This is a genomic window from Streptomyces diversicolor (assembly GCF_057537855.1).
Genome location: NZ_BAAJXA010000013.1, coordinates 44,392 through 65,753 on the forward strand (window position 1 = coordinate 44,392; position 21,362 = coordinate 65,753).

A 21,362-nucleotide genomic window follows, 5' to 3' on the forward strand; every position below is an offset into this window, starting at 1 on the left:
TGTGCCGCCGCCCGTTCCCCGCTGAGGCGGCGGTCAGGACAGCCAGTCGGTGTAGTGGGTGGGGGCGATGCGGGCGCCCTTGGGAGCGGTGAGGACATCGCCGCGGGCGGCGGCGAACATGCCGGCGGTGTCGTCCGTGACGACGGAGCGGCTGTCGCGCTGGGCGGTCAGGGTGAGGCGGCCGAGTTCGTCGAGGGGGAAGACATCGGGCCCGGCGATGTCGAGGACTGCGTTCAGCGGCCTGCCCGCGGCGACCTCGGCGACGCAACCGGCGACGTCCGCCGCGGCGATCGGCTGGATGGGCGTGCGCGGCAGCCGGACGGTGTCGCCGTCGGCGGTCATGGACAGGGTGGCGCCCATGAACTCCATGAACTGTGTGGCCCGGACGATGGAATACGGGATCGGACCGGCCTTGAGGATGTCTTCCTGAAGCACCTTCGCGCGGTAGTAGACCAGTTCGGGCACCCGGTCCACGCCGACGATCGAAAGGATGACGAAGTGCCCGACGCCGGCCTTCTCGCTCACCGCGAGAAGGTTGTCCATCGAGGTCTGGAAGAAGCCGAGCGATGCGTCGTCGAAGGTCGGCGAGTTCGTCAGGTTGACGACGACATCGGCGTCCGCCACGGCTGCTTCCAGCCCTTGGCCGGTGATGAGGTCCACCCCCGTGGACAGGGAGTGCGGGACGGCTCGGTGCCCGGCCGCGTTCAGGTTCTCCACGACACGGGACCCGATCAGTCCGGTCCCGCCGATCACTGCGAACTTCATGGCGATCCCCTTCTCTCAACGCCGGTGGCGCATAAGGGTCCTGTGGGAGCTGTGTGCCTGGACGGCGGTGCCGCCGGCTGGGCGACCGCTTCCTCGTGCGGGCCCCGCCCGGCGTGGGTGAGATCGATCGGGTGCATGAACGCTCTTCCTCGGGTCGCGTCGGTCGCGGGGCCGCGTGGTCCGGGTGTGCGGGGCCGGCGGGGCGTCAGTACATGGCCATCCCGCCGTTGACCGCGGCCGTGGTGCCGGTCATGAAGGCGTTGTCCTCGCTCGCGTAGAAGGCGACGGCGTAGGCGATGTCCTCCGGGTGTGCCAGCCGGCCCAGGGGGGTGGCGGCTATCTGCCGCCGCCTGTGTTCCTCGTCCGGCACGTGTGCCATCCGGGTGTCCTCGACCGGGCCGGGCTCGACGACGTTGACGGTGATGCCCTGCGGGCCCAGTTCCTGGGCGAGGTACCGGGCGAACTGCGCGAGGGCGGCCTTGGCCGTGCCCAGGGCGATCATGCCCGCCCGGGGCCGCCGGCTGAGGCCGGTGCCGAGAAAGATGATCCGTCCCCAGCCCTGGTCGGTCATGGCGGGCAGCACGGCCTTGGTGACCATGAACGCGGCGCGCATCTCGTCGTCGAGTTTGCGGCTCAGTTCCTCCCAGGTCATGTCCCTGAACGGCTTGATCGCGTACGGGGTGAGCGCATTGTTCACGAGCACACCGATGCCGCCCCAGGACGCCTGGACCCGCTCGATCATGTTCCCGACCGCCACCGGATCGCGTACATCGGCCCGCACGGCCATCGCCTGGCCGCCCGCGGCCCTGATGCCGGCGACGACCTCCTCGGCCGCCGCGCCGTTGTGGAGGTAGTCGACCGCCACCCGCATTCCCCGGGCGGCCAGCAGCCGCGCGCTGGCCGCGCCGATCCCGCTGCCGGCCCCGGTCACCAGTGCCACCCTGCCGGTCGCCTCAGTCACGGACCCACCTCCGGACGACCGGCACGAGCGGCACGAACGGCGGGCGAGCAAAGGGCCGGTCTGTCTCCAGGATCAAACAGGTCGAGCGGTGCGTGCAACGTGTGCGGATCGGCATGGGCGGCCGAGCCGGCGGGCGCCGCTCCCCGGGGGCGCGCTTGACCGTGTCCACGTGTGCGGTCGCAGCCCGTCGCCGTCGCGGTGGTCGCTCCCGGCGGCGCCCCCTGGCGGTCCGAAGACTCCGTGCGGTGTTCAGCGGGACGGGGCCGGCGGGTCGAGTCGTCCGTCGTGGACCTCGGCGATCCGGTCGACGGCGGTGAGGTGGGCGCGGTCGTGGGTGACCAGGACGGTGGCGGTGGCCCGTTGCCGGGTGAGGCGGGTGATCAGGTCGACGACGGCGGCTCCGCGTGCGTGATCGAGCGCGCTGGTGGGCTCGTCGACCAGGAGGACGGTGGGGTCGTTCATCAGCGCGCGGGCGATGTTCACGCGCTGGCGCTGGCCGCCGGAGAGCTGGTGGGGGCGGCGGTGCGCGTGGCTTGCGAGGCCGACCGCGTCGAGGAGTTCCATGGCCCGGCCGCGGGCCCTGGCCGGTGGGCGGCCGTCGATATGGGCCATGACCTGGAGTTGTTCGGCCGCGGTGAGTGAGGGCAGCAGGTTGGGCTGCTGGAAGACCATGCCGATCCGGTGGCGGCGCAGGTCGGTGAGTTCACGGCGGGTCATGCCGGTGGTGGGGGTGCCGTCGATGGTGACGGTGCCGGCGTCGGGGGTGATGAGGGTGGCGGCGATGGCCAGCAGGCTGGATTTGCCGGAGCCGGACGGACCGACCACGGCGGTCAGGGTGCCGTCGGGGACGTCGAGGGTGATGTGGTCGAGGGCGGTCAGCCGCACGTCGCCGTCGGGGTAGGTGAGGGTGATGCCGGTCAGGTTCAGGCTCATCGGGCGCTCCCCAGTGCGGTCAGCGGGTCGACGGAGGTGATGCGGCCGACGGCCAGGGCGGCGCCGAGCGCGCCGAGCAGGATCATCACGGCGGCCGGGGCGAGGACCGTGGCGGGGGTGAGGACGAAGGGCACGGCGGAGTCGGCCAGGGCGGCGCCGACGCCGACGGCGATGCCGGTGCCGATCAGGGTTCCGCCGGTGAGAAGGACAAGGACCTGGCCGAGGGCGTCCTTCAGCAGATGGGCGGTGGAGGCACCGAGGGCCTTCAGCACGGCGACGTCGCCACCGCGCTGGATCGTCCACACCGTGAAGAAGGCGCCGATGACCAATGCGGAGATCGCGAACAGGAAGCCGCGCATCAATTGCAGCGAGCTGTTCTCGGCGGTGTAGGAACCGATCGCGGACAGCGAGTCGTCCCTGGAGACCGTTTTCGTGCCCGCGGCGCGGTCGGCCGCCGCCACGTCGACGCCGGAGGCGGTGTTCAGGGCGATCACGCTCGCGGTCGGACCGCCGCTTCCGCCCGTCGGCGGCGCGATCCTCCGCCAGTCGTCGAGGCTGGTCCAGATCACCGGAGTGTGGCTGAAGGAGGCGTCGCCGCGCACGGCGGCCACCGTCAGCCGCTGCCCGGCGAGGGTGAGGCGGTCGCCGGAGCCCACACCGAGGTCGTCGGCGGCCGTGGTCGACAGCACCACCGCGCCCTCCTCGATCGTGCCGCCGTCCGGAGCGAGACGGGAGCCGGGCCGGACGCCGAAGACGCAGACACCGGCGCTCGTGCGACCCGCGGTGGCCTTGGTGGTGGTGATGCCCAGCGGCTCGGCCCGGGTGACGCCGGGCGTCCCGGCCCACTGCTGCCACTGTCGTTCGGTGACGGTGGAGTCGGTGTACGACAGCGCCTGCCCGTCCCCGGGCGCGTCGAAGGCGATCTCGCCGGCGGGCAGGCCGGTGATGGCGGAGACGTTCTGCCGGCCCAGCCCGGCGGTCAGCCCGGACAACAGACCGACCAGCACAGTGATCAGCACGATGACGGTCGCCATCAGGGCGAAGCGCCCCTTGGCGAACCTCAGATCTCTCCAGGCGACGAACACGGCCTTGACCTGACCTTTCGGGTGATGACGCGGTACGCCCCCACCGTCCCCCGGGGGACCGCGGTCGGGCCTCTGGCAGGGGAGCGCACTTCGCGGATCGATGGGCATCGCACGGGTTGTGACTTTCGATGGAGGCCGCACGGAGGCTGTTTCCTTAGGCTGGGAGGGCTGTGAACCCTGATGCCCCTGCCCCGACCCCGACCGGCCGTGCCCTGGCCTGGTGCCTGCACCTGCTGGTCATCGGCCTGCTCGTGCTGGCCGGCGCCCGCGCTCTGGCCGACAGCCGGCCGCACGCCGGGTGGATCCTCGCGATGACGGCGGCCTGCGCCGTGGTGTACATGACCGGGCCGATCCTGCCCCGGGTGCGCCGCTCCCGGCGGGCCGCCGCCGGATGGCTGGCCGCCGTGGGCGCCGGCTGGCTGGCGCTGCTGGCCCTGTCCCCCGACGGCGTGTGGGTGGCCTTCCCGCTGTACTTCCTCCACCTCCATCTGCTGCCCCGGCGCGGCGGACTCGTCGCCGTGGCCGCAACCGCGCTGGCCGCGGTCACCGCCTTCGCCGCCCATCAGGGCTCCTTCAGCGTCGCCATGGTGATCGGTCCCGCTCTGGGCGCCGCCGTGGCGGTCGTCGTGGTGTGGGGATACCGGGCCCTGTACCGGGAGAGCGAACACCGCAGGCGACTGATCGAGGAGCTGACCGCCACCCGCGCCGATCTGGCCCAGGCGCAGCACACCGCCGGGGTGCTGGCCGAACGTGAGCGGCTGGCCCGGGAGATCCACGACACCCTCGCCCAGGGACTGTCCAGCATCCAGTTGCTCCTGCGGGCCGCCGAACGCTCCCTGCCCGCCCGGCCCGACGCCGCCGAACGCCATGTGCGGGCGGCCCGTCTGGCCGCCGCGGACAATCTCGCCGAGGCCCGCCGCTTTGTCGCCGCCCTCACCCCGCCCGCCCTGGACGGCAGCACCCTCGCCGACGCCCTGGAACGCCTGTGCGCCGGCGTCGGCGCCCGCCACCGGCTCGTCGCGCGCTTCCACCTCGCCGGCCCTGCGGCCCCGCTGCCGACCGCGCACGAGGTCGCCCTGCTGCGCGTCGCCCAGTCCGCGCTGGCCAACACCGTCCGCCACGCCTTCGCCACCACCGCGGAGGTCACCCTCACCTACCTCGGCGAGCACATCACCCTGGCCGTCGTCGACGACGGTGCGGGTTTTGACCCCGCGCAGGTGCTCACACCCGACCCGGGAAGCGGTGGCTTCGGTCTGGCGGCCATGCGCGCCCGCATGCACGCGCTCGGCGGCACCCTGACCCTGGAATCCGCCCCCGGCCACGGCACGGCCCTGTCCGCCCGGCTGCCTTTCGCCCCATCCGCCGAACCCGAACCCGAGGCCGAGGCCCGCCCGTGACCGACACACCCATCCGTCTGCTCCTGGCCGACGACCACCCCGTGGTGCGGGCCGGGCTGCGCGCCGTCCTGGAGACCGAACCCGGCATCGTCATCGTGGCGGAAGCCGCCACGGCCGAGGACGCCGTGGCCCGCGCCGCCGCGGGCGGCATCGACGTCGTCCTCATGGACCTGCAGTTCGGCAGGGGCATGGGAGGTGCCGAGGCCACCGCCCGGATCACCGCCCGGCCGGGCGCTCCCCGTGTTCTGGTCGTCACCACGTACGACTCCGACGCGGACACCCTGCCCGCCATCGAAGCGGGTGCCACCGGATATCTCCTCAAGGACGCCCCTCCCGAGGACCTGGCCGCCGCGGTGCGCACCGCCGCCGTCGGCCGGACCACCCTGGCCCCCGCGGTCGCCGAGCGGCTGATGAGCCGGCTGCGCACACCCGGCGCCGCCCTGACCCGGCGCGAGACCGACGTTCTCACTCTGGTCGCCGACGGCCTGTCCAACCAGGCCGTCGGCCGCCGCCTCCACCTCACCGAGGGCACCGTCAAGTCCCACCTCACCCGCATCTACACGAAACTCGGCGTCGACTCCCGCACCGCCGCCGTCGCCACCGCCACCGACCTCGGGCTCATCCGCCGCTGACACAGGTGACGTGCCGTCCCGCGGCCACGGCCGGCCCTGGGCCCGTCGGCGCCCGGTGAGAGCGTGGCGCCGGTCCCCGACGGGTCGCCCGGGCCGCCCGACCCGCACGGCGAGGTGTCGGTCCCATGACGGCAGGGCTCACGGCGGCGGATCCGTGCGGCGCAAAGGGGCCTTTCTCATTCGTCCCATTGATCGAGGAGCGCGTCGGCCAGGTCGTCGCCAGGTGCCGTGGCCCCGCCGGCGGTGGACTGCTCGGTCCAGATGATCTTGCCGTGGGCGGTGTGGCGGGTCCCCCAGCGCTGGGCGAACTGGGCGATCAGGAACAGGCCGCGGCCGCCCTCGTCGGTGGTGGCCGCCCGGCGCAGATGCGGCGAGGTGCTGGCACCGTCGGAGACCTCGCAGATGAGGTCGCGGTCATGCAGGAGACGCAGCCGGATGGGCTGGGTGCCGTACCGGATGGCGTTGGTGACCAACTCGCTGGTGATCAGCTCGGTGGCGAAGGCGAGCTGGTCCAGGCCCCAGGTCTCCAGCCGGCGGCCGACGTCGGAGCGGATACGGGAAACCACCGCCGGGTCGGAGGGAACGTCCCATTCGCAGACCTGGTCGGGCCTGACGACGCGGGTGCGAGCGACGAGCAGGGCGACATCGTCTCGTGGATGCCCGGACAGCAGCGCCTCGACCACCGCCCGGCACGTCTGTTCCGGGGTCCGGTGCGGCTGGGCGAGAACGTCCCGCAGAATACGCAGGCCCGTGTCGAGGTCTCGGTGACGGTCTTCGATCAATCCGTCGGTGAACAGGACCAGCCGGCTGCCTTCCGGCAGCTTGAGGGTGGCGGTTTCGACGGGGAGACCGCTGCCCAGCCCGAGCGGCGGTGAGAGGGGGGTCTCGGGAAACATGACGGTGCCGTCCGGGTGGATCAGGGCTGGGCCGAGGTGTCCGGCGCGCGTGATGGTGCATGATCCGGGCACCGGATCGTAGATCGCGTAGAGGCAGGTGGCCCCGGTGACCTCCTGACCGACCTCCGTATCGCTGTCGCCGGCGTCCATCTGCGCCACCAGTTCGTCGAGAAAGCCCAGCAGTTCGTCGGGGGGCAGGTCCAGGGCGGACAGGTTGTGCACTGCCGTACGCAGCCTCCCCATGGTCGCCGCGGCGTGCAGACCGTGGCCGACCACGTCGCCCACCACCATCGCGACCCGCGCCCCGGGGAGCGGGATCACATCGAACCAGTCCCCGCCGACGCCCGCCTGTGCGGGCAGATACCGCCAGGCGATGTCCAGGGCGTTCTGCTGCGGCAGCCCCCGCGGCAGCAGGCTGCGCTGCAACGTCACGGCCGTCGTGTGCTCGCGCGTGAACCGCCGGGCGTTGTCGAGACAGGTGGCCGCCCGCGCCGCCAGCTCCTCCGCGAACGACACGTCCTCCTCCGCGTAGGCCGGCGAATCCCCCGCACGCCAAAAACTCGCCAGCCCCAGCACCACGCCCCTGGCCTGCAGGGGCACCGTGACCAGCGAGTGCCATCCGTGCTCCAGCGCGCTGCGTGCCAGGTCGGGGTGGTGCGCCTGCCATCCCGTCGCATGGCGCAGATCGGCCTCGCGTTCCGCCCGCCTGCGCTCCAGCGCCCGCGCCTGCGGTGTCGTCGGCGGGAACGTGACCGGCTCACCCGGCGGAGTCAGCGGCAGCCCGTCGAACCGGCCGCTGATCGCCGTGCGCCGCATCCGCCGCACCTGCTCGCTGCCCGGGTCGCGCCCCTGCAGCACCGCGTCCAGGAGGTCGACGACGACGCCGTCGGCGAACCGCGGCACCGCCACGTCCGCCAGTTCCTCCGCGGTGCGGACGACGTCCAGCGTGGTCCCGATCCGCATTCCGGCGTCGTACAGCAGTTTCAGCCGGCCCCGTGCCTCTTCCGCCCGCCCCGACACCTGCGCGAGCTCCGTGGTGTCCCGCAGCGTCACCACATGGCCCGCCTGCCCCCCGAACGGGGCGGTCGGCCGCTTGTTCACCGCGAGAAGCCGGTCCCCGGCCAGGTGCACTCCGTCGGTGACCGGCTCGCCCGACGCCAGCAGCCGCGCCGTCCCGCTGTCCAGACCTATGTCACCCACGTGCCGCCGCTCCGCGTCCGCCGGCAGATCGAGCAGTCGCTGTGCCTCGTCGTTGACCAGCAGCAACCGCCCGTCGGCCGCGACGATGAGCACGCCCTCCCGGACCGCGTGCAGCACCGCGTCATGGTGCTCGTACATCCGTGTCATCTCCATCGGCCCGAGTCCGTGCGTCTGCCGTCGCAGCCGCCGGGAGACCAGCACCGTCCCGGCCGTCGCCACGACGAGGGCGCCCGCACCGGTGCCGAGGACGATCGGAAGCTGCTGCCGGGCCAGTCGGGACACGTTCTGGACCTTGACCCCGGCGGAGACCAGGCCGGCGATCGAGCCGTTGTCCCGGAACACCGGGACGATCGCCTGGATGGCCGGGCCGCTGCCCCCGGGCAGCGGCGGTCCGCCCTGTGAGCGCTCAATGGTGACGCGGCCCGCCAGCGAGGGCCCGATGGTGCCGGTGAACTTCTTCCCGATCGCCCCCGGGAAGGGATGCGTATAGCGGATCCCGTGGGTGTTCATGACGACGAGGAAGTCGACACCCGCCCGTTTCCGGGCCGCCTCCGCGCGCGGTTGCAGCGCCGCCGTGGGATTCCGGCCGTCCAGCGCCGCCACCACGCCCGGCGAGTTCGCGAACGTCTCGGCGGCGGTCACCGACTTCTGCTGCGCCTCCCGCGTGCTGTACTGCTGCGCGAGCAGCACGAGGGCGACCACTCCGGCCGCGACCAGCAACACCACGATGAGGACCTGCGCGACGAACACCTGCCCGGCCGCGCTGCCCAGGTTGAGCAGGGAGCGCAGTCCCGAGCCCGGACCGGCGGCCGGCCCCGGCCCGGCGCGCCGGTCCGCCCGCCGGACACCGCAGCCGCGGTCCGGGCTCGCGGAACCGTACCGATCACGCGCCGGACCTGCGGAGAGACGGCGGAGCCACCGCCGGTATCGGCGGTAAAAATCGCTTCACCATCTGTTCATAGCACCATTTTCTTCACGGGGTGAACGCGCGGATCCTGAGCGGCCCACCGTGCCTGGGCGGTGTGCCGTCGGCGCAGGTCTCAGGCCGGATAGGGGGCGGACGCGCGTGCCGTGCGGAGTGCGCCCGCCCACCAGGTCAGCTGGTCGAGCAGGGTCTTGGCGTATCCGGCGGCCGCGGGATCGAGCGGCCTGCCGTCCTGCCAGGCGGTGTAGTAGTTCGGGAAGACCAGTCCGTCGCGGACGGTCACGGCGTGCAACTCGGTCAGCACATTCTCCAGGTGCAGCACCGCGTGCCGGCCGCCCGCCGCTCCGCCGTAGCTGACGAACGCGACGGGCTTGGCCGTCCACTGGGTGAAGTGCCAGTCGATGGCCGCCTTCAGGGACGCGGGATAGCTGTGGTTGTACTCGGGTGTGACCACGATGAACGCGTCGGCGCCCGCCAGGGCCGACGTCAGACCCGCAAGGCCGGCCGGGCGCGGGTAGTCGGCGCCGGCGGCCTTCGGTGACACGGCGGGCAGGGTCAACGGGACGTCGAACTCGGCGAGATCGACGACGTCCACATCGAAACCACCGTGCAGCCGGGCCTGTTCGGCGACCCACGCCGCCACCACCGGGCCGAACCGGCCCTCGCGGACGCTGCCGACGATGATCACCAGCTTGTGTGTGTTGTTCATGCCCATCACGGTCGGGCCTTCGCCCGGCCGCAGCCAGACCGTGCTCAGGCTGGCCCTGACAGGGCCACCCTCGGCCCGCCGGCGGCGCCGTATCCTCGGCTCATGGGTACGCCACTGGGGGATTTCGTCCGGGCCAAGCGCGACAGCATCCAGCCCGAGTCGCTGGGGCTGCCGGATCACGGCCGCCGCAGGTCGCCGGGGCTGCGCCGGGTGGACCTCGCGGCACGGGCCGGAATCAGCGTCGAGTATCTGACCCGCATCGAGCAGGGCCGTGACCGCAATCCCTCGGTGGCCGTGGTGAACGCGCTCGCCGACGCGCTCAGCCTCGGCCCGCCGGAGCGCGACCATCTGCGCTACCTCGCGAAGATCACCGGGGGTGTGTGTTCCGACCGTACCCGGCCCGCGCCGCCGAGCCGGGACGTGCGACCGTCCGTCCGGCAGATGCTCCGGCTCCTGGAACCGGGCATCGCCATGGTGACCAACCGGCTGGGCGACGTGCTCGCCCACACCAGCGGATTCGCGTCCCTGACCGGCGGCACCGGGCTGCTCGACGCCGATGGCCCGAACCTCACCCGTTACGTCTTCACCGACCCCCGCGCCAGGGCGTTCTTCGCCGACTGGGAGGCGGTCGCCGACGAGCGGGCCTTCGACCTGTGGCGTGGTCCGTCCGTCGAGAACGCCGAGTGGTTCACCGCACAGCTCGCCCCGGTGGCCGGCCCCGACTTCACGCGCCGTCTGCACGGCCACGCGATCCCGCCGCGCGGAGTGCTCCGGCTCAACCACCCGGCCGGGCCAGAACTCCGCATGGTCCGCGAGACGCTGGAACTTCCCACCGACGCACAGCAGTTGGTCGTCTTCCTGGCCGCGGACGACCGGACGGCGCAGGAGCTGGACCGACTCCGCCGCCCCCAGGGCCGGCTCCGGGCCATCTCGTAGTGCCCCCGCCGCCTTGAGGCCGTCGGTCAGCCGAGGCGTGCGAAGTCCTCCCCGTGGCTGGGCACCTCGGCCGCGGCAGCGGACACCAGGTCGTCGGACATCGAGTGGAGCGGGCCGGACAGCTCGATGAGGTCCTGCTCCGCGTGGCAAGAGGCGCAGCCCGTGACCGCGAAGGGCGCTGCACGGGCGAAGGCGCGGTCCAGGGCGTCGAGTGCCGCGGTGAGCTGCCGTTGTGCGTGCACCATGGCGACCTGCCGGGGACTTTGTCCGGGCGACCGGCGAAGAGCGCGGCCTGTCAGGCGGTGATCTCGCTCCTGCCCGGGCCCCGGGTGGGCCGGGCCGAACGCGCAAGTCGCAGGGCCGGCCCGGAATATAGTCGGTGCACAGTGCACGCGAAACCGAAGCCGATCGGAGCCGACCACCGTGACCCGCCCCGTCAGACTCATACAGGCAGCCGCCTCCATGGCAGTGGCGCTGCTGACGCTGAGTGCCTGTTCCTCGGGCCCCGAGCCGCCGGACATCGCGGCGCCCGACGTGACGGGCACGCTCTTCGTCGCCGGCACGGCCGAGGACGGCTCGGCGACGGTGTGGCAGGTGACCCACGGCTCCGCGCGGCCCCTGCTCAGCGACACCGCCGCCAACCTGCCCGTGGCCTCCGTCTCGCTCTCCCCCGACGGCCGTCATCTGGCCTATGTGTCACGCGGCATCATGTACGTCAAGGACATCGGCACCGGCCAGGCCCACGCCGCCCACACCGCGGGCAGCATCGGCGAGGAGCGCGCCACCGACCCCGGCATGGCCGACGATTCGCTCTGTTCGACCTGGTCGCCCGACGGGAAGCATGTGGCGTTCACCGTCGAGCGCGGTGTGTTCGTCTACGACGCCTCGGGCACGGGGCGCCTGGTGTCCGGCCGTCCCGTGTCCCAGTGGCGCGAAGGACAGCGGGACCTCAACAACCTCGCCTCCGCGCCGAGTTACCACGATGTGGCGGCCGCCTCCGACATCACCTGCGCGCAGTGGATCGACAACAAGCGCCTGGCCTTCGACGGTCTGGGCGAGGACACGGCGGAATCGATCGGCGCCGCCGAAGCGGACACGACCATCGTGGCCCGCGTCGACACGAAGAAACCCGAACTGACCAAGCTGCTCGCCCGGTGGACCGCAAGCGGCGCCTGCCGCGACCGCGTGCTGCTCGACTTCCACCCGGAGCAGTCCGTCTCGGTCACCCCCTCGCCCGTGCCGAACTCGGCCCGCAAGCCGGGCCGGCCGCTGCTCGTCGACTCGCGGGCGCTGGCCTACCGGGACTACGCCGACAACCCGCAGACGGCCGGCAAGGACCTCACCGCCACCCGGCTCGCCGACCGGGGGGCCTTCTGGGCGTTCCTCCCGGGCACCTGCCAACTCGTCGGCGCCGTACCCGTATCGCCCGACACGGGCACGTACGACTATCTGGTGACCAGGGTCGACGGCAAGACCGGTGCCACCGTGAAGCGACGGTCGATGCCGCTCGCCGTGGGCAAGGGCGGCCCGCTCTCCCGCCCCGCCGGCGGGCCGGTCACCGTGGACCCGCGCGCCGGAGCCGGCACCGTCGCCTATGTGACGGGTGACGGCAAGGTGGGGATCATCGACCTGGCGACGGGCGGGGCCACGGAGCTCAAGGGCCCCTGGAAGACGGCGTCGGCGACGCTCGCCTGGCGCGACCGGTGACACAGCGGCGGGCGGCGGCCCCTTGAGGGCCTCGGTGCACACCGGACCGAGGCCCGGGCCGACGGGCCCGGGCCGGCCGGATCAGCCGGCGTTGAAGCGGTACGAACCCGCTCGGGCCCGGTAGACCTTGTAGGCGGCCTGCCCGCAGGTGTCGTCGCGGACGAAGGTGACCCCCCGGGGTGCCGTGACCGGCTTGCCCTGAGTGGGTACCCAGATCTCGCCCTCGGTGTTGTACGGGATCGTGACCGCGAGCTCGACCCTGCCGTCCGAACGGCGGTGCCACCGGGAGGCGACCCTGCCGCGCACGGTGTCGATGCGGGCGCTGACATGGTCGAGCGTGGCGGGTGCCAGGTCGGTGTCCTGAATGTCCTTCGGCACACGGCTGTTGACCGCAACCGAGGGGATGTGCGGGCGAATGCGCAGCGTTTCGTAGGCGGTCGAGGTGGGCTTGATGCCGGCCAGGCTCTGGTAGAACCAGGTGGCCACGTTGGAGCGGTAGTGGTGGTTGACGGAGAGCCGGTCGGTCCACTGCTCCCACAGTGAGGTGGCGCCCTTGGCGATCTGGTGGACGTAGCCCGGGACGCCGGTCTGGGTGACGGCCTTGAGGGCGATGTCCGTGTAGCCGTACTCGCTGAGGATGTTGAACTCGTAGCGCGAGCCGTACATGTCGTTCTGGAGGTGGTGGTCCGCGCCCGCGATGCGGTCGGCGAGCAGTTTCGCGAGGGCCTTCTTGTTCTGAGCGAGTGTCTTCGTGCCCGCCAGATGGCGCGGGTCGTCGGGGTCCAGGTCCGAGCCGGGAACCAGGTCGAAGGCGATGGCCAGGGTGTTCTCGCTGGAGATGCTGCCCTTGGTGAAGTGGCCCTGCCGGGCGTCCCAGTAGTTCGCGATGAACGCCCTGCGCAGGGTGCGCGCCAGCCGCGCGTAGTGGGCGGCGCGTTCGGTGCGGCCCAGGCGGCGGCCGACCTCGTCCATGTAGTCGCAGAAGTGGATGTAGAAGGCGAGGCTGATGACGGCGTTGCTGCCGGGGCTCTCCGCGCCGGAGTAGGCGCCGAGGGAGGCTTCGAACGTGTAGTCGTTCTCGGGGGTGAACAGCGTCTCGTAGTAGGTGAGAAGGGTGTCCTGGTGGTCGTACAGCTCGGCGAACAGGCTGCTGTTGCCGTAGTGGGCGTACAGCTCCTTCGGGATGACGAAGTACGCGGAGTCCCAGGCCGGCACCGCCTTCCACGTCGCCTCCCAGCCGGGGGTGCGGTCGTAGCCGTAGCCGCCCTTGGCGACGGGGACGATCATGGGCAGCTGGCCGGTGGAGATCTGGGCGTCGGGGAAGTGACGCAGGTAGGTGGTCAGGACCCCGTTGACGTCCCAGGTGAGCGACTGGGACTCGGAGCTGGCCATGGCGTCGCCGGTCCAGCCGTTCTTCTCCCGCGACGGGGTGTCGGTGGGTTTTTGCACCAGGTTGTTCTGCTCGGCCCACTCCAGGTTGCGCTGGATGCGGTTGATCAGGGCGTTGTCCGTGGTGAACGTGCCGGTGCGGGCGAAGCCGGAGCGGGCGACGGCGACGGTCAGCAGGCCGGCGTCGCGCTTCAGGTCGGGTGCGCGGCCGAGGACCGCTTCGAGGTTGCGGACCTCCAGGTACCGGAAGCCGAAGTGACTGAACTGCTGTTCCCAGGTCTGCTCCGGCCGCCTGCCGAGGGTGTAGTAGTGCGTCTGGAGGTCGGCGTCGTGCTGGAAGTTCTCCTCCTCGACGGACAGCGGTGCGCCTGCCGTGCCGTCGCCGCCGGTGATCCGGTTGCCGCCGCGGACGCGGAGGGCGAGACCTTCCTTGTCGGGGCGTACCCCGGTCAGCCGCAGACGGACGAAGCCCGTGAGGATCTGCCCGTAGTCCAGGATCCAGGTCCCGGAGCCGGGCGCGGACTCGGTGAGTGAGACGGGGCGCAGGATCTGGTCGACCAGCACCGGCTCCGCCTCGTGCGCCCGCAGGACGGCCGGTGTGAAGCCCTCGGGGACCTTGGTGGCCGGCAGGGCGCCGTGGTACTTCGGCGAGGGGCCGAAGCAACTGCCCGGTGGGATCAGCACGGTGCACGGACGCCAGTCGCCTCCCGTGCGGTGGCCGGCCGAGCGCCACTGCCCCAGTTCTTCGGCTCGTCGGCCGTCGTACTTCTCCCCGGAGTAGACGGAGTCGAAGGTGGTGGGCCCGTCGGCGGTGAGCCAGTCCTCGTCGGTGACGAGCGTGGTGGCCGAGCCGTCGGTGTACGTCACCACGAGTTTCGCCCGCAGCCGGGGCGCTCCAGCGTAGGGGGCGAGCTGCCAGTACCACTCCTGCGGTGTCGTCACCCCGTACCAGCCGCGCCCGAGTTCAGCGGCGACGACGTTCTCGCGGCCCGCCCGCAGCAGTGCGGTGACGTCGAAGGTGTCGTAGAGGACCGTGCGGTCGTAGGTGCTCTGGTCGGTGAGCAGCCGGGGCACTTGGGTGCCGTCCCGGTCCGCCCGCCGGCCGTCGACGGTGAGCGGGTCGCCGTTGACGGTGCAGGTGACGTTGCCCGCGGCGCTCAGGTGGAGGCGTGCCCGGGCGATGTGCCGGCCGCGGGGCAGTGTGAAGGCGCGGCGGAGCAGCGGTGCCGGGTTGGCGATGGGCAGGACGGCGTTCTTGCTGGGGACGTACGGGTTCTTGGGCGGGAAGGTCAGTCCGTCGAGGGTGCCGATGCCGGCCTCGAACGGGTTGGCTCCCGTGGTGAGATCGGCGAAGAAGTCGGGGGCGCCGGTGCCGGTGACCTCGACGCTGCGGACGGTGGCCGAGGTGCCGCCGGCGAAGCCGAAGCTGCCGTGCCGGCGGATCTGGTCGCCGGTGAGCGTGCGGCGGTCGGCCTCGACGCCGTTGACCGTGGTGGTGACGGTGAGCCCGCGCACCGTCACCACCACGGTGTGATCGCGCAGCGCCCAGGTGTCCTTGGTCAGTCCGGCCGACGCGGGGAGGGTGACGGTGCCGACGGGGACGCTGCGGGTGCCCGCGGTGGTGGGATTGGTCTCGCTCTGCGGGTCGTAGTGGTCGACGCCCCAGTCCGGTGCGGAGGTGCCGTCGTCCACCCAGGTGTTGCCGGCGTAGTGGCCGGTCGTCATGACCAGCTGCATGGCGTCGCCGCTTCGCCGGATGGTCCAGTTCAGGCCCTCGCCCCAGGTCTTGCCGATGGGTTCGGCGCGCAGCAGCAGGGCCAGCCCGCTGGCCGGGTCGGCGCCGCCGCGGAAGACGACGGTCGCGGTCAGGTCCTCCCAGTCGTGGTCCTGCGGCTGCCGTCCGCCGATCCAGCGCGCGCCCGCCCAGTCCTTCTCGCCCTTGAGCAGGCCGGTCTCCCAGGGGGCGGGTTCGCTCCAGGCGCCGGGGGTGCCGTGCTCGTCCCAGGTGCGGACGCGCCAGAAGTACCTCTGCTCGGAGCGCAGCGCGCCGCCCCGGTAGGCCACCTCGACGCTGTCGGGGCCCGTCACCTTCCCGCTGCGCCAGACGTCCGCCCTGCCGGGCCCGGTGCCGACCTCGATCTCGTACGCGCTCTGCCGGGCCACCAAAGGCACCCAGCTGAACGCCGGCGTGGTCTCGGTACCCAGGGGTCGGCGGCGGGAGTTGACCCGCAGGTCCGCGGGTGGCAGACCGCGCCCGGCGGGTGCCGTGCCGTCCGCCGCCACGGCGTTCGTGGCGGCGAGCGGGAGGGAGGCCCCCGCCGCTGCCGCCGTCACGATGCCGAGCAGGTGCCTGCGGCTCAGCGGGGTTCTGTTGTCCTCGGCCACGGCTGAGAGTCCTTTCGTACGCGCACGACGATGTGCGCCGGGAGGGGGTGTCCCTCCCCCTGGGGGTTGAATCGTTTCAACCCCCTACGAACGGTCAGCTTACGAACTGCCCCTGCCGTGACACAACGGTCTGGCTCAGCAATTGCGGAGGTCGTCCAGCGCCCGGTGGAAACCGGGGAAGGTCTTCTTCACACATCCGGGATCGTCCAGGGTGATGCCGGGGGTGCGCAGGCCGGTGACGCTGAAGGCCATGGCGATGCGGTGGTCGCCGTGGCAGGCGATGCGGGCCGGGCGGGGCCGGCGGGGCCGGATCTCGATCCAGTCCCGTCCGAGCAGGACCGGGACCCCGAGGGCGCGCAGGTTCCCGGCGCAGGCTTCGAGCCGGTCGCACTCCTTGATCCGGGTGTTGTGGACGTCCTCGATCCGGACCGGGCCGTCGGCATACGGTGCGAGGGCGGCGAGCGTGGGCATGGTGTCGGAGATGTCACGCATGTTCACGGTGATGCCGGTCAGCCGTCCGCCCGGGGCTCCGGTGACGCTCACCTCGTCCTCGGTCAGCGTGACCTGTGCGCCCATCCTCGCGAGCACCTGGGCGAAGCGCAGGTCTCCTTGCAGGCTGCCCGCGCCGAGTCCGGGGACGGTGACGCGGCGGCCGGTGAGCGCGGCGGCCGCGAGGAAGTAGCTCGCCGTGGATGCGTCAGGCTCGACCGTGTGGGCGGTGGCCGTGTAGGGCCGGGCGGGCACGGTGAAGGTGTCCCCGTCGCGGTGCACCCGCACCCCGAAGGTCTCCATCATCGCCAGTGTGATGTCGACGTAGGGCGCGGACACCAGGTCGGTCACGGTGATGGTGAGCCCCCGCTCGGTGAGCGGGCCGGCCAGCAGCAGGGCGGTGAGGAACTGGGACGACCGTCCGGCGTCCAGCGTGATGTGCCCGCCTCTGATCCCGTCGGCGTGGATGGTCAACGGGTGGTGGCCCTCTTGTTCCCCGTGGATGACGGTGACCCCGAGGGCGCGCAGTGCCCGGGTGATCGGGCCGAGGGGGCGGCGGCGCATCTGGGCGGACGCGTCGAAGCGGAAGACGCCGTGACCGGCCGCGGCCAGGACCGGAAGGAATCGCGCGGTGGTGGCGCCGTCGCGGCAGTACACCGCCGCCTCTTCGGCGGCCGGTCCCTGTGGGCGGCCCTCGACGGTCCACCGGTCCGGCGCGCGGTCCAGCCGGTAGCCGAGCGCGGCAAGGCCCTCGGCGAACCCCAGGGTGTCGTCCGCGACCAGCGGCTTGTGCAGCACCGTCGTTCCTCGGGCCGCCGCCGCCAGGAACAGCGCGCGTGCCGTGATGGACTTCGAACCCGGGGCGTCCTGGAACCGGTAGCCGCCCTCCGGGAGGCGTCCGCCGTGCCCGCGCCGCGGTCTCTCGTCGTGCTGCCGCGGGGAGAGTTCGGGGTTCATGCCTCGGGGCCGGTCCTTCCCACGCTCGGTGGCTCGTGGGCCGGCCGCCAGACGGCGGCCGGCGCCGTGGGCAGCGGCACGGCCAGCAGTTCGGACCACAGGCCGTAGTGGTCGGAGGCGGGCCTGTCGAGACCGACGCCGAGCTGCCCGCAGTCCTCGACGGTCCAGCCGTGCACGTAGCGGTCCCGGGGCGCGGTACCGGCGAGCAGGTAGTCGGTGCGCCAGCGTCCCCGGGCGAAGGTCACCAGCGGGTTGGTCGACGCGTCGACCGTGTGTCCGCGGCCGTGGTCCGCCGGCCAGGTGTCGGCGAAGTACAGTTCGCGGCCCGTGTCGGCGGCCGTTCCGGCGTCGGCACCGGTCAGCCAGCGCAGTTCGCCACTGTCGGGTTCCGCGTTGAGGTCCGCGCCGACGAGCGGCGGCAGTTCGCTCTCGATGCACTGAAGGTGTCTCACGATCGTGCGGTAGGGCCGCAGCCGGTCGGCGATCACGCGCTGGTGCCAGGCGATCTTCGCGTTGCCCCACAGGCCGGCCGACAGGACGGGCAGCCGCCCGAGCGCGGTGTCCAGGACGGCGGTGCAGCCGCGGCGGTGCATCGTCTCGTCGGGTATCTCCACCGCGTGTGCTTCGCTGATCGGATGGCGGGACAACACGGCCTGGCCCTGGCTGCGCGCGCCGTTCCACCGCACCGGCAGGTAGGCGAAGTAGGGGTGTCCGAGGTCGGCGGCGAGACGCCTGGCCTGGCTGTCGTCGCCGTCGCTCCAGCATTCCTGAAGGCAGATCACGTCGAAGTCGTGGCGGCCCAGTTCCTCGACGAGCCGGTGTCGGCGGCTTCGGTGGTCGTCGTGCATCCAGTGCACGTTCCAGTTGGCGATGCGCAGGGACAGCCGGCCGGCCGGAGCGGCCTTCGCCGCCTGCGTCACCGGTTCCGGTCCCCGTGGGTGCCCCTGGTGCATCAGCTCGCCGTCCGCGTCGGACCGGCCGCGGCATCGCTGTCGGGGTCGAGGGGGACCCCGAGGGTGAAGAGCTGGTCGCCGATCTCCGTGCGCGCCGGGACTCGCCTGGCCAGTACGGTTCCGCTTGCGGTGAACCGCACCCGCGCCGATTCACGCCAGGGCTCGTCGTAGAAGTGGATCGCACCGGCGGGGTCTCCGGCGCGGACGGTGGCGCCGAGTTCGGCGTAGGGCTCGAAGATGCCGCCGGCCGGGCTGTAGATGTAGTCGCGCTGGGGCAGGCGCCGGTAGAAGGCGGTGGGTCCGGGCGGCTCGGTGGCCAGCGGTCGCCGGGTGGCACCGAGGTGGTCGAGCAGCCGCAGGGCACCTTGTTCCGCCAGGCGTACGGAGGCCGGGGAGACGGAACCGCCGCCGCCGAGTTCGGTGGACATGTGGTGGACTCCGGCGCGTTCGCAGGCGCCGAGGAGTCGCTGGTCGCCGCCCATGAGTCCGTCGATGACGGTGCTGTGCGGCATGGCGAAGACACGGAAGAACTCAAGGACTCGCTTGCGCATCTCGGGGTTCTGGCTGAGGACGGCATGAGCCATGGGGATGAACTCGGTGGATTTTCCGCCCGAATGGAAGTCGAAGACGAATTCCACCCGGGGCAGGATCACCGATTCGAGATAGTGGGCGATCATCTCGGTCGGTGTTCCGTCGGGGTCACCGGGGAAGAGCCGGTTGAGGTTGCCGCCGTCGAGCGGCGAACAGCGCGAACCGGCCTTGACGGCAGGCGCGTTGACGCCGGGAAGGATGATGACGCGCCCTCGGATGTCCTCGGCGCGCAGCGACTGGAGGAGCTTGATCAGCAGGACCTGCCCCTCGAACTCGTCGCCGTGATTGCCGGCTTGGAGGAGTATGCGGGGGCCGTCGCCGTTGCCGAGGGTCACGACGGGGATGGGGATCCAGCCGGCGCCGGACTCGTTCGACGAGTGGGGCAGGCGCAGATAGCCCGCCTGCCGGCCGTCGGCGTCCAGGTCGATGTCGGTCCATATGCGGGTGCGAGACATAGCGGTGCTCCTGTGTTCCTCGGGCGGTACGCGGTCAGTGCGCCGCGTAGGCGGCGGCGATGGCGTCCAGGCCCGCCGCGAAGGTCTGACGTGTTCGGGGGCCACCGACTCCGAAGCGGACGGCGTTGGGCACCGTGACCGCGGGGTCGAGGGCGAACTGGTCGCTCGCTCCGATCTCGGCGCCGAGGTCCAGGACGGTGCGCACGAACCGGTCGCGCGGCACGTCGGGGGGAAGGGAAAGCCATACGTGCGGACTGTGCGCGGTGGCACGGTAGGTGGCGCCGGTCAGGGCCTCGGTCACACGGTGCTGGCGCCAGGCGATCTCGTCGCGTACGGCTTGGATGATCTCGTCCGCGCGGCCGGTCTCGACCAGTTCGGTGCTGACGGCGGCGTTGAGCGGAGCAGCCATCCAGTAGGTGGCGCGCACCCCGGGCCAGAACCGCCTGCCGGTCTCCTCGTGGCTCGGGCCGACCACGTAGGCGATCTTGAGGCCCGGTGCGATGCACTTGGCCGTCCCGACGATGTACCAGGCCAGTTCGGGTGCGTACGAGGACAGGGCGGGCGGCGAGCTGGGCGGGAGCACACCGTAGATGTCGTCCTCGATGATCCGGACACCGTGGCGGCGGCAGGTCTCGGCGATGCTCTGTCTGCGGTGCACGCTCAGCGTGCCGGTGGTCGGGTTGTGCAGGCTCGGCATGGTGTAGAGCGCCCGGGGAGCATGGGTCGCGCAGACGGTCGCGAAGGCGTCGGGCAGCATCCCCTCGGCGTCGATCGGCACGGGCACGAGTCGGACGCCGAGGGTGTCGGCGAACACCTTGACCGGCGGATAGCTCAGCTCCTCGACCGCCAGGACACCTCCGCGGCCGACGAGTCCGGCCATGAGCATCATGAGCGCGCTCTGGGTGCCGTTGGTGACGACCATCCGCTCCGGGTCCGGTGGGTGCGGGAAGCGGCCGGCGACGAACCGCGCCGCGGCGGCCTGGTCCCGTTCGGCGCCCCTGTACTGATGGGAGCCGATCAGGTCCATCGGATCGCACTGGGCCAGAACCGAGTCGACGGCGCGGTGCAGGATCGGGTTGAGGACATCGGGCACCTTGGGCGGCAGGGTTCCCGTCATGAACGCCGGCGAGTCGGCGTCGCGGCGGTCGTCGAGGTTGTACCGCGCCGGGCGGTAGGGCGAGTGCATGGGGCCTCCCGGTTGTCGAGGATCTTCAGCGTGGTGATCGGTGAGCCGCGTGGTCGCCGCCCACCGGCGGACGGCGCGCTCGCGCCGAGCGCGCCCGCGCCGGAAACCGCCGCCGTGTCCGCTCTAGGAAAGGTGGCCGAGCACGTCCTTCAGGTCGGCCGCGATGGCCGTGTGCGGTGCGGTGAGCAGGTGTTCGCGGTCGTGCGCTCCGCCGAGGACACCGATGACGTGCCCGGCTCCGGCGCGCGTGCCGGCGAGCAGGTCGTTGACCGTGTCACCGGCGACGAGGACACGCTGGACCGCTTCGACACGGAGCTCGATGACCGCGGAGAGGATCAGATCGGGGTAGGGGCGGCCACGGAGTGTCCCGGACTGGGCGACGGTCAGGTCGACCAGATCGCGCCAGCCGAGGGTTTCGAGGAGTGCGTCCTGGACCGCGGCGTCGAAGCCGGTCATGAGGCAGGTCCGCACGCCGCGTTCGCGCAGGCCGGCGAGGACGTCCTCGGCCCCGTCCTTGGCGGTCAGCTCTCCTGCGAGGACCGCCTTGAGCATGAGGTCGACAAAGGCGCGGTGCGCCGCGGCGGCCTTGTGGGGGTCGGGCGTCAGGCGGTTGAACATGTCACTCTTCGCCATGCCGCGCAGGGGGCGGAGGGTTTCCGGGGTGATGGCGTCGAGGCCGGCGAGGGACAGGGCCTCGTCCACGGCGCGTTCGACGGTGCCGTTGTCCGCGATGGTGGTGCCGGCCATGTCGAGGACGGCCAGGTCTATCGCTCGGGAGGTGTCGTGCTGAGGAGGCACAGGTGTGTTCCTT

At 72.0% G+C, this 21,362-nt stretch carries 17 protein-coding genes; 4 read left to right on the forward strand and 13 right to left on the reverse strand.

Translation table 11 applies throughout. The features are described from left to right. Positions 1 to 33 precede the first annotated feature (33 nt). The 4 genes from AC27LF_RS17260 to AC27LF_RS17275 form a co-directional block, all read right to left on the reverse strand. Positions 34 to 765 carry an SDR family oxidoreductase gene (locus AC27LF_RS17260; protein ID WP_479659905.1) on the reverse strand — a complete coding sequence of 244 codons (732 nt, stop codon included), beginning with the start codon at positions 763 to 765 and terminating at the stop codon, positions 34 to 36. Positions 766 to 970: 205 nt separating this feature from the next. Further along, positions 971 to 1,726: an SDR family NAD(P)-dependent oxidoreductase gene (locus tag AC27LF_RS17265; protein WP_479659904.1), complete on the reverse strand. Its 756-nt coding sequence runs from the start codon at positions 1,724 to 1,726 to the stop codon at positions 971 to 973. Between the two features lie 249 nt (positions 1,727 to 1,975). Then, a complete protein-coding gene (locus AC27LF_RS17270; protein WP_479659903.1) occupies positions 1,976 to 2,659 on the reverse strand; it encodes an ABC transporter ATP-binding protein in 684 nt (227 codons plus the stop codon). After that, positions 2,656 to 3,744: an ABC transporter permease gene (locus tag AC27LF_RS17275; RefSeq protein ID WP_479659902.1), complete on the reverse strand. Its 1,089-nt coding sequence runs from the start codon at positions 3,742 to 3,744 to the stop codon at positions 2,656 to 2,658. Before AC27LF_RS17275 ends, AC27LF_RS17270 begins: the two co-directional genes overlap by 4 nt. 170 nt (positions 3,745 to 3,914) lie before the next feature. Here AC27LF_RS17275 and AC27LF_RS17280 point away from each other — a divergent pair, with 170 nt between their 5' ends. Both AC27LF_RS17280 and AC27LF_RS17285 read left to right on the forward strand, forming a co-directional pair. Then, the gene (locus AC27LF_RS17280; protein WP_479659901.1) at positions 3,915 to 5,141 is read left to right on the forward strand and encodes a sensor histidine kinase; all 1,227 of its coding nucleotides are present in this window, start codon (positions 3,915 to 3,917) and stop codon (positions 5,139 to 5,141) included. Further along, positions 5,138 to 5,773: a response regulator gene (locus AC27LF_RS17285; RefSeq protein ID WP_479659900.1), complete on the forward strand. Its 636-nt coding sequence runs from the start codon at positions 5,138 to 5,140 to the stop codon at positions 5,771 to 5,773. The genes AC27LF_RS17280 and AC27LF_RS17285 overlap by 4 nt, the downstream gene beginning before the upstream one ends. A gap of 176 nt (positions 5,774 to 5,949) precedes the next feature. Here AC27LF_RS17285 and AC27LF_RS17290 read toward each other — a convergent pair whose 3' ends face one another. Together AC27LF_RS17290 and AC27LF_RS17295 are read right to left on the reverse strand one after the other, a co-directional pair. Beyond that, a complete protein-coding gene (locus AC27LF_RS17290; protein WP_479659899.1) occupies positions 5,950 to 8,619 on the reverse strand; it encodes a SpoIIE family protein phosphatase in 2,670 nt (889 codons plus the stop codon). 290 nt (positions 8,620 to 8,909) lie between these two features. Next, a complete protein-coding gene (locus AC27LF_RS17295) occupies positions 8,910 to 9,509 on the reverse strand; it encodes an NADPH-dependent FMN reductase (protein WP_479659898.1) in 600 nt (199 codons plus the stop codon). A gap of 96 nt (positions 9,510 to 9,605) precedes the next feature. Between AC27LF_RS17295 and AC27LF_RS17300 the strand changes: the two genes are divergently transcribed. Further along, positions 9,606 to 10,439: a helix-turn-helix transcriptional regulator gene (locus AC27LF_RS17300; RefSeq protein WP_479659897.1), complete on the forward strand. Its 834-nt coding sequence runs from the start codon at positions 9,606 to 9,608 to the stop codon at positions 10,437 to 10,439. Positions 10,440 to 10,465: 26 nt separating this feature from the next. Here AC27LF_RS17300 and AC27LF_RS17305 read toward each other — a convergent pair whose 3' ends face one another. After that, complete coding sequence (locus AC27LF_RS17305; RefSeq protein WP_479659896.1) at positions 10,466 to 10,684, reverse strand: hypothetical protein; 219 nt, start codon at positions 10,682 to 10,684, stop codon at positions 10,466 to 10,468. Between the two features lie 217 nt (positions 10,685 to 10,901). Here AC27LF_RS17305 and AC27LF_RS17310 point away from each other — a divergent pair, with 217 nt between their 5' ends. Then, the gene (locus AC27LF_RS17310; protein WP_479659895.1) at positions 10,902 to 12,146 is read left to right on the forward strand and encodes a TolB family protein; all 1,245 of its coding nucleotides are present in this window, start codon (positions 10,902 to 10,904) and stop codon (positions 12,144 to 12,146) included. 81 nt (positions 12,147 to 12,227) lie between these two features. Here the strand turns inward: AC27LF_RS17310 and AC27LF_RS17315 are convergent, their stop codons facing one another. The 6 genes from AC27LF_RS17315 to AC27LF_RS17340 all read right to left on the reverse strand — a co-directional run bounded on the left by AC27LF_RS17315 (position 12,228) and on the right by AC27LF_RS17340 (position 21,349). Beyond that, entirely contained in the window at positions 12,228 to 15,920 is a 3,693-nt protein-coding gene (locus AC27LF_RS17315) for a family 78 glycoside hydrolase catalytic domain (RefSeq protein WP_479659894.1), read from the reverse strand. Positions 15,921 to 16,055: 135 nt separating this feature from the next. Next, positions 16,056 to 17,366: a 3-phosphoshikimate 1-carboxyvinyltransferase gene (gene aroA / locus AC27LF_RS17320; RefSeq protein WP_479659893.1), complete on the reverse strand. Its 1,311-nt coding sequence runs from the start codon at positions 17,364 to 17,366 to the stop codon at positions 16,056 to 16,058. After that, entirely contained in the window at positions 17,363 to 18,286 is a 924-nt protein-coding gene (locus tag AC27LF_RS17325; RefSeq protein WP_479659892.1) for an endonuclease/exonuclease/phosphatase family protein, read from the reverse strand. The genes aroA and AC27LF_RS17325 overlap by 4 nt, the downstream gene beginning before the upstream one ends. A gap of 32 nt (positions 18,287 to 18,318) precedes the next feature. Then, positions 18,319 to 19,365: a succinylglutamate desuccinylase/aspartoacylase family protein gene (locus AC27LF_RS17330; RefSeq protein WP_479659891.1), complete on the reverse strand. Its 1,047-nt coding sequence runs from the start codon at positions 19,363 to 19,365 to the stop codon at positions 18,319 to 18,321. Positions 19,366 to 19,399: 34 nt separating this feature from the next. Beyond that, positions 19,400 to 20,551, reverse strand: coding sequence for an aminotransferase-like domain-containing protein (locus tag AC27LF_RS17335; RefSeq protein WP_479659890.1), 1,152 nt, complete (start codon positions 20,549 to 20,551; stop codon positions 19,400 to 19,402). Between the two features lie 123 nt (positions 20,552 to 20,674). Next, positions 20,675 to 21,349, reverse strand: a complete 675-nt coding sequence (locus tag AC27LF_RS17340) for an HAD family hydrolase (RefSeq protein ID WP_479659889.1) — start codon at positions 21,347 to 21,349, stop codon at positions 20,675 to 20,677. Positions 21,350 to 21,362: the final 13 nt, after the last annotated feature.

Excerpts from the sequence above, each read along its gene's own strand:
- aroA (WP_479659893.1), bottom strand. The coding sequence starts at position 17,366 with ATGAACCCCGAACTCTCCCCGCGGCAGCACGACGAGAGACCGCGGCGC.
- AC27LF_RS17260 (WP_479659905.1), bottom strand. The coding sequence starts at position 765 with ATGAAGTTCGCAGTGATCGGCGGGACCGGACTGATCGGGTCCCGTGTC.
- AC27LF_RS17330 (WP_479659891.1), bottom strand. The coding sequence starts at position 19,365 with ATGTCTCGCACCCGCATATGGACCGACATCGACCTGGACGCCGACGGC.
- AC27LF_RS17295 (WP_479659898.1), bottom strand. The coding sequence starts at position 9,509 with ATGGGCATGAACAACACACACAAGCTGGTGATCATCGTCGGCAGCGTC.
- AC27LF_RS17270 (WP_479659903.1), bottom strand. The coding sequence starts at position 2,659 with ATGAGCCTGAACCTGACCGGCATCACCCTCACCTACCCCGACGGCGAC.
- AC27LF_RS17310 (WP_479659895.1), top strand. The coding sequence starts at position 10,902 with ATGGCAGTGGCGCTGCTGACGCTGAGTGCCTGTTCCTCGGGCCCCGAG.
- AC27LF_RS17335 (WP_479659890.1), bottom strand. The coding sequence starts at position 20,551 with ATGCACTCGCCCTACCGCCCGGCGCGGTACAACCTCGACGACCGCCGC.
- AC27LF_RS17305 (WP_479659896.1), bottom strand. The coding sequence starts at position 10,684 with ATGGTGCACGCACAACGGCAGCTCACCGCGGCACTCGACGCCCTGGAC.
- AC27LF_RS17300 (WP_479659897.1), top strand. The coding sequence starts at position 9,606 with ATGGGTACGCCACTGGGGGATTTCGTCCGGGCCAAGCGCGACAGCATC.